Annotated in this window: 9 protein-coding genes and 4 pseudogenes; 10 read left to right on the top strand and 3 right to left on the bottom strand. The window is 33.3% G+C overall.

Annotated features, from left to right (window positions below; translation table 11 throughout):
• Positions 1 to 323: 323 nt before the first annotated feature.
• From ORL93_RS13435 to ORL93_RS13460, 7 genes and pseudogenes are all read left to right on the top strand, one after another.
• Positions 324 to 1,073, top strand: a complete 750-nt coding sequence (locus ORL93_RS13435; RefSeq protein ID WP_098161039.1) for a sugar phosphate nucleotidyltransferase — start codon at positions 324 to 326, stop codon at positions 1,071 to 1,073.
• A gap of 16 nt (positions 1,074 to 1,089) precedes the next feature.
• A complete protein-coding gene (locus ORL93_RS13440) occupies positions 1,090 to 3,156 on the top strand; it encodes a hypothetical protein (protein WP_040119404.1) in 2,067 nt (688 codons plus the stop codon).
• Positions 3,157 to 3,275: 119 nt separating this feature from the next.
• Entirely contained in the window at positions 3,276 to 4,235 is a 960-nt protein-coding gene (locus ORL93_RS13445; protein ID WP_098017402.1) for an NAD-dependent epimerase/dehydratase family protein, read from the top strand.
• A gap of 26 nt (positions 4,236 to 4,261) precedes the next feature.
• Positions 4,262 to 5,350 carry a CDP-glucose 4,6-dehydratase gene (gene rfbG, locus ORL93_RS13450; RefSeq protein WP_098161037.1) on the top strand — a complete coding sequence of 363 codons (1,089 nt, stop codon included), beginning with the start codon at positions 4,262 to 4,264 and terminating at the stop codon, positions 5,348 to 5,350.
• A gap of 231 nt (positions 5,351 to 5,581) precedes the next feature.
• Positions 5,582 to 5,716 (top strand): annotated as a pseudogene (locus ORL93_RS31510) (sporulation protein YhbH); the annotation flags it as partial.
• Between the two features lie 28 nt (positions 5,717 to 5,744).
• Positions 5,745 to 6,122, top strand: a pseudogene (locus ORL93_RS13455) (DDE-type integrase/transposase/recombinase); the annotation flags it as partial.
• A 144-nt stretch (positions 6,123 to 6,266) separates the two neighbouring features.
• Complete coding sequence (locus ORL93_RS13460; RefSeq protein ID WP_098017375.1) at positions 6,267 to 6,773, top strand: DUF3189 family protein; 507 nt, start codon at positions 6,267 to 6,269, stop codon at positions 6,771 to 6,773.
• A 34-nt stretch (positions 6,774 to 6,807) separates the two neighbouring features.
• Here the strand turns inward: ORL93_RS13460 and ORL93_RS13465 are convergent, their stop codons facing one another.
• Positions 6,808 to 7,053: a hypothetical protein gene (locus ORL93_RS13465; RefSeq protein ID WP_097794138.1), complete on the bottom strand. Its 246-nt coding sequence runs from the start codon at positions 7,051 to 7,053 to the stop codon at positions 6,808 to 6,810.
• A gap of 327 nt (positions 7,054 to 7,380) precedes the next feature.
• Between ORL93_RS13465 and ORL93_RS13470 the strand changes: the two genes are divergently transcribed.
• Entirely contained in the window at positions 7,381 to 8,607 is a 1,227-nt protein-coding gene (locus tag ORL93_RS13470) for a phospholipase D-like domain-containing protein (RefSeq protein ID WP_098161036.1), read from the top strand.
• Between the two features lie 798 nt (positions 8,608 to 9,405).
• On the opposite strand, the gene plsY is transcribed toward ORL93_RS13470, so the two are convergent.
• The gene (gene plsY, locus ORL93_RS13475) at positions 9,406 to 10,038 is read right to left on the bottom strand and encodes a glycerol-3-phosphate 1-O-acyltransferase PlsY (protein ID WP_098135982.1); all 633 of its coding nucleotides are present in this window, start codon (positions 10,036 to 10,038) and stop codon (positions 9,406 to 9,408) included.
• Between the two features lie 117 nt (positions 10,039 to 10,155).
• A pseudogene (locus ORL93_RS13480) lies at positions 10,156 to 10,347 on the bottom strand (hotdog family protein); the annotation flags it as partial.
• Positions 10,348 to 10,493: 146 nt separating this feature from the next.
• Here ORL93_RS13480 and ORL93_RS13485 point away from each other — a divergent pair.
• Together ORL93_RS13485 and ORL93_RS13490 are read left to right on the top strand one after the other, a co-directional pair.
• Positions 10,494 to 11,483, top strand: a complete 990-nt coding sequence (locus ORL93_RS13485) for a ketoacyl-ACP synthase III (RefSeq protein WP_018783354.1) — start codon at positions 10,494 to 10,496, stop codon at positions 11,481 to 11,483.
• A gap of 161 nt (positions 11,484 to 11,644) precedes the next feature.
• Positions 11,645 to 12,694: pseudogene (locus ORL93_RS13490) on the top strand (IS4 family transposase); the annotation flags it as partial.
• Positions 12,695 to 12,815 lie beyond the last annotated feature (121 nt).

Consider the following 12,815-nt stretch of genomic DNA (forward strand, 5'->3'; position numbering starts at 1 on the left):
TCCCTTTATTCTATGAGTGCACTAAAAGAATGGACTAAGCTTGTTTCATAATGATGAAATAAATGGATCCCTATCCGGTTTTTGTATGTTTAGCTTAGTGATATGTCTATGCTTATTAGATTTTGAAATCCATTTGTAACCTTGAAGTAATGTTAAGGCAATAAGCCTACTCATACATTTGAGTAGGCTTTATTTTGTATTTTAACCAGTATTTTTATGGAAAATATCTTCTGTAAAATTAATGGTACAAGTGTGTATACCATTTATATAGTGATAGCATAATTTAAATTAGCTAAATAACTGAAGGGGATGGAGAGAAGACTATGAAAGTCATAATTTTATGTGGTGGAAAAGGATTGAGGATGCAAGGTATTCTGGGGAATATACCCAAACCATTAGTTCATGTTCAAGGAAAACCTCTCATTTGGCATATAATGAATTGGTATAGCAAGTTTGGACATCATGAATTCGTCCTACCATTAGGGTATGGAGGTGAAAAAATCAAAGAATATTTCATGGACTATATATGGAAAGAACATGATTTTAATTTAGATTTAAAGAATAATCATTACCAGTTGCTTGAAGAACCAAAACAGTGGAATATAAAATTTATAGATACAGGGATTGAAACAATGACCGGAACCAGATTGAAAAAACTTGAAAAGCATATACAGGATGAAATGTTTTTATTAACTTATGGTGACGGATTAGCAAAGATAAATATTAACGAACTTATAAAATTTCATAAAGACAAAGGAAAAATCGCAACATTAACCGGTATAAAAAAAAGTAGTCAATATGGTCTTTTACAGATTGAAAACGGGATTGCTGTGGATTTTAAGGAAAAACCCTTACTTAATGCTGTAATAAATGGAGGTTTTTTTGTATTTAATAAAGGAATATTCGATTATTTGAATGATAATGATTGTATGCTTGAAGAAGAACCTCTACTAAATTTAATAAAAAACAAGGAACTTGCAGTTTATGAGCACAATGATTATTGGATTAGTGTAGACACACCTAAAGATCTTAAAGATGCAAATGAAAGCTGGAACCCTAACAAAAATAGTTGAAAGGAGTGAATAAACATTGCGTTTTAACAATAGAAAGAAAGGTTGGCCGCACCGCTATACTCCCTTTAAAATAGAAAAGGATTTTCCGTTATCTTCAGATGCTTCAGCTATTGACCACTCTAAAAAAACTACAAGCAAACAAATCTATCCTCTACCTTATAATAAACAGCCTCACTCTGAAAATCATTTTTGTGCCATAGTTGGAACAGAATACGTCTTGAAAATAATTGCTTTGCACCAATCTCTAATGCAAAATTCACAAACGTTTACATTATGGATTTGTTGTATAGATGTGTTTGCTTATTCAACATTGAAAGAAATGAACTTGAATAATGTAAATCTTTTGCAGGTAGATGATATAGAAGATCCAAATTTGAAAGATATTAAAAGAAATAGGACAGTCAGTGAATATTGTTGGACTTTAAAGTCCGTACTTATTGAATATTTATTGGTAAATTATAATTTGCCATCTGTTCTTTATTGTGATAGTGATTTATATTTCTTCTCTGATCCTAACACGATATTTGAAGAATGGGGTGACAATTCTATTTATCTTTGTCCACAGAGAGACCGTGACTGGGTAGAAGAAAAATATGGGAAATATCAGGCTGGGTTAATTGGGTTTAAAAACGATTTCTACGGATTAAAAAGCGTACGATGGTGGAAAGATAAATGCTTAGATTGGTGTAGTGCTAATCCTGATAAAGGAAGATTTGGTGACCAAAAATATTTAGATTTAATTCCTATTTACTTTCCAAAAGTAAAAATCTCAAGCGATCTAGGTATAAATGCCGCACCTTGGAATTGTATTTATAATAACAATTATATAATTGATAAAAATCAAAACGAGGTATACATTGAAACAGATAAACTAATTGTATATCATTTTGCATGCATTACCGTTTTCAATGAACAGGATTTTGACCTTTGGTCTTTAGGTAAAATTTCAATACCGAATAATATATTACACCTTATCTATACCCCCTATCTAGAAGAAATTCAGTTTATCCTCACAAAATTGACAGAAAAATTAGGTGAAAAAACACAGCGCCTGTTAAGTGTTAAAGACATAAATGAGGCGCAAACTTTATATAAAGATTCACAGTTAAGAAGAAAAATGAATCTATCAAATCATTTTATGAATTATTCAATGATTATAAGTCAAAAACGTTTAATTCAAGGTCTGACTTGCTATTATTCCCTAGAAAGCCATGGCACAAATTTTATTGTGTGGATCTGTTGTATGGATAATTTTACTTATCAAATTCTAACAAACTTAAAATTGGAGCATGCAATACTGATTCATGTGAAAGACATAGAAAATCAAGAACTCTTAAGTATAAAGAATGAAAGAAGTTTGCAGGAATACTGCTGGACATTAAAAGCCCCTCTATGCCTTCATATTCTTAAATATTATTCTGAAGTTGATCACATTATATACTGTGACGCAGATATGTTTTTCTTTACAAAGCCTACTATAATTTTAGATGAATGGTGGAAGTATTCTGTATTTCTTTGTCCACAGAGAGGCACTACTGAACTGGAAAATGCACATGGCATGTATCAGGCCGGCCTAATAGGATTTAAAAATAATCAAAACAGTAAAGATATTTTAACATGGTGGAAAGATAAGTGCCTGGAATATTGTTTGGATGTATATGATGTTGAGATGAATAGATGGGGAGATCAAAAATATTTAAATCACATTCCCGATTTATTTTCTAACATTAAAATCATGACTCAAAAGGGTATTAACGCTGCACCTTGGAATCTAATTTTAACCAACCATTCTTCTATAACCAACACAGAAAACAGGATTTTTATAGATCAAGATGAATTAATCGCTTTTCACTTTGGGAGTATGCAAATTATTAATGAAAATGAATTTGATTTATGGAAACAAGAACATGTAGAAATAGATCCGTCAATTTTAGAATATATATATATTCCTTATATCGAAAAAATACAAAATACTTGTCGCGTACTTAATAATATCTTTTCTCTTACCCCTTTATTTGTTGGAAACTTAGATGAGTCCTCTGTAAAAAACTATTTCCAATATCCTCCCTCATTTTTTAGATGAAATCCATTCTCTCTTTTATATAACTAGTATTATTCCCTAATTCACACGAACTTCTTAAGTAAAATTATTTATTCCTTTTACTCAAAAATTTGTAAGGAGACAAATGAAATTATATGAATATAATTGACCATTTTAAAAATAAAACGTTTCTTATCACTGGCGGATACGGTTTTATTGGTTCTCATTTAGTAAGAAGATTATTGAAATTACAAGCAAAAATCGTTATTTTAGCCAGAAAGTCATCAAATCCTTGGCGTATTAAAGACCTATTAAAAAGTATCAAACTTTATGAAGTAGATATACGCAATAAGATACAAGTTCAAAATATTATAAAACAAATCCGTCCTGATTATATTTTTCACTTTGCTGCATACGGAGTAAATTCAGCTCATAAAGATTACATGAATGCTATTGAAACGAATGTTTTAGGTACAATTAATATTATTCAGGCAACAAAGTCTATAGATTGCAAAAAGATTATTAATATTGGAAGCAGTTCTGAGTATGGAAATAAAACAGAATCTATTAAGGAAGATATGGAATTAACACCAGTAGATATTTATGGAAGTAGTAAAGCTGCAGCCACTATAATTGCTCATCAAGTCGCGGCTGAAAACAATATCGATCTTATAACCTTAAGACCCTTTGGAGTATTCGGAGAAGGTGAAGAACCACATAAAATTTTTTGCTATATTATTTTACAGGTATTACAGAATAGAAATGTAAACTTAACGTTATGTAATCAATTAAGAGATTACTGCTATGTAGATAATATTATAGATGCTTGTATGCTAACAATTGAAAATAATTCTATACAAAATGAGATTTTTAATATTGGAAGCGGTGAAACTCACCCTTTAAAATATTATGTGGAATTACTCTTTAAACACTTGCAGACTAATAAAAGACCCAATTATGGTGCGTTATCCTATAGAACGAATGAAAGAAGGATTTCTAAACCAAATATTAATAAAATTAAAAGTATGCTCTCTTGGGAACCACGTATAAGTATTGAAGAAGGTATTATTAAAACTGTTAATTGGTATAAACATAATACACATCTATATCCGAATGTATGAAAATCTATTTCTAAGGTGTGAATCAATTGTTCAATAATAGCTTTAAGAATGTATTTCATGGAAAAAAGATTTTAATCACAGGACACACTGGTTTTAAAGGCTCTTGGTTATCCATATGGTTAAAAGAATTAGGCGCGACTGTAATTGGATATTCTTTAGATCCTAAAAATAAAAAAGATAACTTTAATTTAACAAACCTTCAAAACGACATAATTGATGTTCGTGGGGATATTAGAGACTATAATAAATTAAATAAGCTTTTCAAAGAATATAAACCTGAAATTGTATTTCATTTAGCCGCACAACCACTTGTTAAATATTCTTATGAGCACCCTAAAGATACGTATGATATAAATGTTATGGGAACAATGAATATATTAGAAGCAATTCGTTTACATGAATCCACTAAAATAGGAATTATAGTTACAAGTGACAAGTGTTATGAGAACAATGAATGGGTTTGGGGATACCGTGAAAATGACCCAATGGGTGGACATGACCTTTATAGTTCTAGCAAAGGATGCTGCGAACTATTAATTTCCTCCTACCGCAACTCTTATTTTCCAGAAAAAAAATATGAGCACCATAAAAAAGCAATCGCAAGTGTTCGTGCTGGCAATGTAATTGGCGGAGGAGATTGGTCAATAGGCAGGATTATTCCTGATTGTATACGAGCACTGGAATCAAACCAAGAAATTTGCATTAGAAATACTAATGCAGTAAGACCTTGGCAACATGTACTTGAACCCTTAAGTGGATATTTACTTCTAGCAGAAAAAATTTTAACTGATGGGGTCCTTTTTTCTGGTGCATGGAATTTTGGTCCAAAACTAAATAATATTGTCTCAGTAAAAGAGCTTGTTACCGGTATGATAAAGTCCTGGGGATGTGGGAATTGGATATCTTCAAATGTAAATCCAGAAGAATTTCATGAGGCAACATTCCTAAACCTAGATATAAGCAAAGCAAAATTCAAGCTCAATTGGGAACCAAAATGGTCCCTTCAACAGACTTTAGACCATACAGTAGACTGGTATAAAAATTACAAGGCGTACTCCAGTACAGAGCTGAGAAATTTATGTGTTGATCAAATTAAACAATATGTGCAGTCTTAAGAAAAGAAAAGCTATAATCCCTTTCTCATTATATACTTCGGAATGTATCATTCCTTTAAAATATCCTATCTATAATTCTCCTTACTCTATTTTGCAAAGGTTTAGCCTACTTTTAAAAACTTTGCAACAGAACCAGAAAAAGAAAAAGAAAAAGAATAAACAAAACAAAAAAGTCATGACAAGTGAGTTTTGGGAACAGAATCTATTTAAATTTGGTTACATCCTTGCTAATTAAACCAGTATAATCGCTCATCATCTACCCTTTTTTCTGTTTATAAAAACATTGAAGATGAGAAGTTTAGGTATTATATAGTGAAAAATAAAAAGGATATTTTTTACTGCCTTAAAAAGTTCCTTCAGAAATAAATTAAAATATAAAAATGATTAAATGTATAGAAATCATAGGGCTGCAAAGCGATTCTTCAAGAAAGCTTTGCGGTCTTTTCATGTCCCTCTCCCCCGTGTGATTACAGTTGATAAAAATCCAGATTATCCAATCGCCATAGAAAAAATGAAGAAAGAAAAAAAGATGCCACTAGGCATCCAAATCAGGCAGATAAAATATCTAAATAACATTGTGGAACAAGATCGTCGTTTTATTAAGAAACGCGTACGCTCTATGATGGGATTCAAATCATTTTAAACAGCAACCGATATATTGAGTGGTGTGGAAGTCATGCATATGATGAAAAAGAGACAGATTAATTTAAGGAATCAGTCTGTCCAAAATCAAAAAGAATTCATCCATCAATTATTGAGGCTGACAGTATAAAATACAATCCCGTTAGAAATATATGTGCCACATTCCCTTTTATTTTATCTTTGCTCCAGAACCAAATATATCAGTTTTTGATTAGTAAATGATGAAATGGTGATACTAATCAATATTGAATGTAAGTGACAAAGGAATGAGAATATGATTTTTATTTACACTGATTATGGTGGAACGCATACAACCTCACTAGCTGCAGCGTATCATTTAAACAAACTACCAACTAATCGAAAATTAACGAGAGAAGAAATTTTAAATGTGGACTATTTTAATAAACTTAAAACTTCTGATATGGGGAAAATTATTTTTCATGGCCGAGATGAGGGAGGCAATCCTGTTTATACAGTAGGGTGCGGGGCATCGAAAGTTGTGGTACCATCTATGAAAAATCTAGGCGAAATTCTTCAACATCAATATCAAAACAACGAAAAAATCATTTTTTCAAATACGTCACCAACTGTTCCACTTCCTATGACGTTTGGTGGTTTATTCTCTAGAAGATTACATATTGATTTTATTGGTGTTCCATTACTTGTATGGGGCGCAAAGATTTGTTGTGACAATGTACAAAGACTGGTGGATTATACAAAAGAAGCTGGTAGACTGACAAATGATTACGTTGTTATATTAGAGAATAAGACTTTTAAATGAAAAAAGGCAGGATATATTGCTATCCTGCTTTTTTCTATAACATTTCAACTTTCTTTCGAATCACAACCTTATCAATTTCGTGTTCTTCATCGCCGATAAATAAGCCGCGTTCTTTCAAATACATTTCAAAATATAAATCAGCTTCCGCGCGTTCATCATAAGGTTTTACAGATAAAACAAACCCGCTCTCTCTAGCTAATTGTTCTAAAGCATCAGGTGACATATATCGTTGTAACTCTTTAGAAAACAATTCTAGTTTATCAAAAGTCGATAAGTTCATGCCAAACACGCCATCCTTTCCCATGGTTCTACAGAAAGAATAGCGTTTTTTTCATTTTAAGGAAATTTAGTTTTGTTAGCTTGATAGTGATGTGGCGGGATCCCTTATCCGAAAAAGATAAGAGGTTGGCTTTTTCGGATACTACTGATAAGTGGGGTTATGTTAACTTGACTTGAATAGAAAATTCATAAGAAAATCTACCATGTAAGAACGTAATTTACTTACATGTTCTATGGTAAAGACTAGCTTCATGGATGGCTATGGAATAATTTTGTCCCGATAACAAAAACTAACAGAAAAAACAACGATATATAAAGGAGATTAGATATGCTGAAAAAGATAGGTAAAATTTTCCGATTGCTCCTCTTTGTATTTATCGGCGTATGTTTTGTTTTGTTTGTTTGGGATGAAATTGACAGAACAGTAGCTGAAAAAAGTGGGAGATTTGCCCAAAAGCCTAGCCAGTACCCTATTCGTCAAAGTGATATTACTATGTATACAGATGGGAAACAGTTAAACAATCAATTATTCTCAGATATAAAGAAAGCAAAACATTACGTGCATATTAGCTTCTTCTCTATTGCTGATGATAAAGTAAGTCATCAGTTTCTAGATTTGTTGAGGCAAAAAAGTCAGGAAGGTGTAGAAGTATACTATGCAGTGGATAGGCTAGGAGGAATTTTACTAAAGAAAAAGGAAAGAGAATTATTAGTTAAAAAAGGAGTGCATTTTACGTATTACAATAAGCCTGCTTTTCCTTATCTTTCTCCTTCTTTGGATCATCGAAATCATCGTCGTATTTCAGTTATTGATGGAAGGATTGGGTACATTGGCGGATTTAATATTGGCAAGAAGTATTTAGGAGAAAAAGCAAAACTCGGTCACTGGAGAGATTATCACCTTCAAATACGAGGAGAAGGAGTTCAAGATCTAGAACACCAATTTGTTTTAGACTGGAAGAAAAACTCAGAGAAACCGATTCCGATACACAGTGCGACAAAGGAAAAGGGAACAACCTCGCATCGATTTACTGCATATTACAGCGGAGAAAAACTTGGGCAAGATTATGCAAGGCTGTTTCAACAAGCAAAAGAGTCCATCATTATAGTAACACCTTATTTTATACCAAAAGACAAAACTATTTGGAACGCATTAGTAGATGCAAGAAAGAGGGGAGTTCGTGTCAAAATTCTGTTCTCACCTCATTCGGATGCACTGTTAGTTAAAGAAGCAGCGTACCCATATATCCGAAAAGCGTTAAAACAAGGAATGGAAGTATATGGTTATAAAGAGGGGGTGTTACACGGTAAAGCATTCTTGATTGATGAAAACGTATTGATGGTTGGGACCGTGAATTTTGATTCGCGCTCGTTTCATTTAAATGAAGAAATGAACTGTTATATCCATGACCCTGTCTATATTTCTAAAATAAAGCCAGTCATTCATGCAGACTTACAAAATTCAAAGCGAGTAACATCCTCTGACGTCAATCAATTATCTATAAAAGAAAAAATGAAAGAAAAGGTTGCAAAAATGTTTGAGTATTATTTGTAAAAACAAAGGAGTTAGGTGGGAGGTAAACTGCCCGTAAAAGCCCGATTGGTGAAGGCTAATAATCAGTGGGGGATGAATAAAACCCCCACTGATTAAAGGTTCACTTTATCATATTTTAAATGTATACTTTTCTTCCTAATTTTGAGGATATTAGGGGGATTGGGATAAGCCTAATATTTATGAGGATTTGAATGTAAACTAATGTTCGGAAGTTTACTTTGGAGTATTTAAAAAATAACATAAATTGTAGTGAATTAGTGTATTTCAATGATTCTACATAGAATGTATCTAAGCTGAACACAAAAGAAACCCTTCTAATTAGTTTAGAGGGATTTCTTTTGTTTATAAGGGAGTAGCACCACATATCCATCAATCTAGTATTTTGAAGTGTCCCCAAAACGACAATTTTATTATTTTACAGTTATTTATGAGAATTTAGCTCGATTTTTTCGTTTTGAGGAACAACCAATTTCTTAGCTTGATGGCGATGTGGTGCTACCCCATCGCTATCAAGCTAACAAAACAAAATACCCCCCTAAAATAAAAAATACGCTATTCTTTCTGTAGAATCATAGGAAAGGATAACGTATTTTTTGATTTCTTCTATTCAATGTGTACGTTAATATTTACGCATGATGTGATTACTTATATTAACCCTTTATTACTACTAAGGTAGGAGATATACCAAAAATAGGATTATAAAGTACATTTTTCTTGAGTGGCTCCAAAAGTAAAGAATCGTTGCCGTCCTCCTTAAACGGTTAACTAACCCCAATTTTTTCTATTTTGACGACATGCTCAACGCTGTGGAAAAATAAGTTTATTTTCTGTTCCTAAAAGCAGCCTTTGTATATTTTCCATATGCCTGAAAATAACCATAAACGCCATTAGGAATGCAAATATATAAAAATATAAGGTATTCCCAAAAACAGGAATAAATGAAATGACCGCAACAAGCAATGTAGCACATATTGTACCTAAAGAGACATAACGGGTTAAAGCTACTATTATCACAAAAAAGCCAAGGCATAAAAGGGCCATAACCCAGTCAACCATAAACAGTACAGCCACTGCTGTAAGTGCTCCCTTGCCTCCTTTAAACCCAAAATATACCGGCCAGTTATGCCCTATAACCGCCCCTGCGCCCGCCGCTAAAAGGCTTACGCAATCTTTAGCCTCTCCCGAATAAAAGTAAACGCTAAGGAACAAGCCTATATAACAGGCAATTACCCCTTTTAATATATCTCCCGCAAGAACAAACACCGCAGCAGATTTCCCAAGTACCCTCAGAGTATTGGTAAGCCCGGCGCTTTTGCTTCCATGGCTTCTTATGTCCTTGCCGTATATTTTCCCTACAATCACCGCTGTATTAAGGCTTCCTAAAAGGTATCCCAAAACTAAGGCCGCAAAAATCTTTAAAATATCAATCATCACTCTTCTCCCTTTACATTATTCTGAATTTCTTTTTTTCTACATCAATACAGGGTTTTAGCATTGTTCTTCTCCAGAAAATTTTTCAATAAACTTCTACTTATTTATTCATGTTAAAAGGGCATCTACAATAAGGACGCCGGTCATGACTGAATAGTCAGAAAAATGACTGGTCAAAAATCCTTCATTAGTTACAACATTTTGGATCTAAACTGCACGCTTTCCTTCTTCTACTTCAATAATCCGATCAATTAATAAAAGGGGATAACGATGGGGAATAATTTCTTCAATTTGTTGAATATTGAGCATGAATGTCTCTCCTTTATACCATAGCTAGATATTTTAGTTAGTTTAATTTCCAGAAATAAAATGTTCGAATATTGACAATAATTAGTACCTAGTACTATTATTTGATTATATAACTAAGTGTGAAAATAGTAAAGGGGGATAAATGTATGCAATCAAAAGCAAGAATTACAGCTATTGGTACCTATGTACCTGAAAAAAAGCTGACCAATGATGATTTAGAAAAATTAGTAGATACAAATGATGCATGGATTGTACAAAGAACTGGGATGAAGGAAAGAAGAATTACTGGTGATAACGAATATGCCTCTACATTAGCTTTTAAAGCTATTGAAAACTTAGTGGAACGTTATCATAAAAGTCTTGTCGACGTGGATTGTATTCTCGTTTCAACAACTACGCCTGACTACACTTTTCCAAGTGTAGCCTGCCAAATACAAGAGTATTTTAATATTCAACATACAGGTGCTGTTGATTTCAATGCGACTTGTGCTGGTTTTACATATGGATTACATCTGGCGAATGGTTTAATTACATCTGGCCTTCATCGCAAGATTTTAATTGTAACGACAGAAACCTTATCTAAGATTACAGACTATACAGATCGAACTACATGTATCTTATTTGGAGATGGAGCCGCAGCTGTTTTAGTAGAGAAAGCTGAAGAAGAGTCTAGCTTTATAGCTACCCATATTGGGACAAATGGGGAAGGAGGCATGCATGTATATCGTAAAAATTTATCTACTACCATGTTTGGAAATCCTTTAAGAACACATGGGAAGATAGTTCAAAATGGAAGAGAAGTATATAAGTGGGCAGCACGGACACTACCAATTGGTATTAAAGAATTGTTATGTCAAGCAGAGTTACAACTGGAAGAGGTGAACTGGTTTGTTCCACATAGTGCTAATTTACGAATGATTGAATCTATATGTGAAAAATCAGGTTTCCCACTGGATAAAACGTTAACAAGTGTAACATACATGGGAAATACTTCTTCTGTCTCCATTCCATTAGCATTAGACATAGGTATGAATGAAGGAAAGGTGAAAAAAGGGGACACTCTCTTACTCTATGGGTTTGGAGGAGGTCTTACACACGCTGGACATATCATTAAATGGCATTTAGCAAGGGAATAGGAGATGAAATATCCAATAGTAACATAAACGTATTTTATTACATTAAAAATCTTTATAGGGATTCTGTTCCATCGCTATAAAGCTAAGTTTTTGCACTACCTCTAAAGCAAAAAAGGCGTTATCCTTTCTGTAGAATCATAGGAAAGGATGGCGTTTTTTGTATGTCTATTTCTGTATCGGATGAATTACAACTATTTGCTCAAGAGATTCAAAACTTTTTATCTCCAAATTTCTTAAGAGATCTTGCTAGAAATGTTGGTTTTGTACAAAGAACTAGTAAGTACCAAGCAAAAGATTTAGTCGCTATATGTGTATGGATCAGTCAAAATGTCGCTAAAACCTCTTTAACTCATTTATGTAGCTGTTTAGAAGCATCAACAGAAGTGCTCATCAGTCCTGAAGGACTGAATCAACGATTTAATGCCACAGCCGTGCAATTTCTACAACAAGTGTTAGCCGAACTTCTCAATCAAAAGTTATCTTCAACTAAGATGCTCACTTCTCCATACGCTTCTATTTTCAAGCGTATTCGTATCCTAGATTCAACTGCCTTTCAACTTCCCGATGTATTTTCATCTGTTTATCCAGGTGCAGGAGGATGCAGTCATACAGCTGGGATGAAGATTCAGCTTGAGTATGATTTATTAAGTGGGCAGTTCCTACATATTCATACAGGCCCAGGTAAACAACATGATCGAACCTATGGTTCTCTATGTGCCCCAACTGTGACAGCGAATGATTTATTTATCCGTGATTTAGGTTATTTTCACTTGAAAGATCTTCAACATATACAAGATAAAAAGGCATATTATATCTCACGTATCAAATCGAATACACGTATTTATCAAAAAAATTCTAACCCTGATTATTTTCAAGATGGCAGAATCAAGAAAGGTACAGAGTATATACAGATAGATATGGAAACGTTAATGAACTCTTTTCAACCAGGACAAACATGTGAAATATTCAACGCTTATGTAGGAATGAATGATAAAGTCTCAACTCGTGTGATTGTTCATCGACTAACCAAAGAACAACAACAAAAACGATTACAGGATCAAGCTGTAAGAGAAAAAAAGAAAGGAATGAAGTATTCTTCTCGTAGTAAACGACTCAGTGGTATCAATGTATATATGACAAACACCCCTACAGATATTGTCCCGATGGGACAGGTACATGACTGGTATTCTTTGCGTTGGCAAATCGGCGTGTCCAGATAAGGACACATTATCTAGTTGGTGAAAGTCCAATCGGGAGAATAGACTCCACTCCCGTAGCCTGAGAGGCACCATGAAGTGAAAGCGACATGGCGAAGCCCTCTGACATCACATG

This window comes from Bacillus sp. DHT2, from assembly GCF_026241455.1.
In the GTDB taxonomy this organism is placed as follows: domain Bacteria; phylum Bacillota; class Bacilli; order Bacillales; family Bacillaceae_G; genus Bacillus_A; species Bacillus_A pseudomycoides.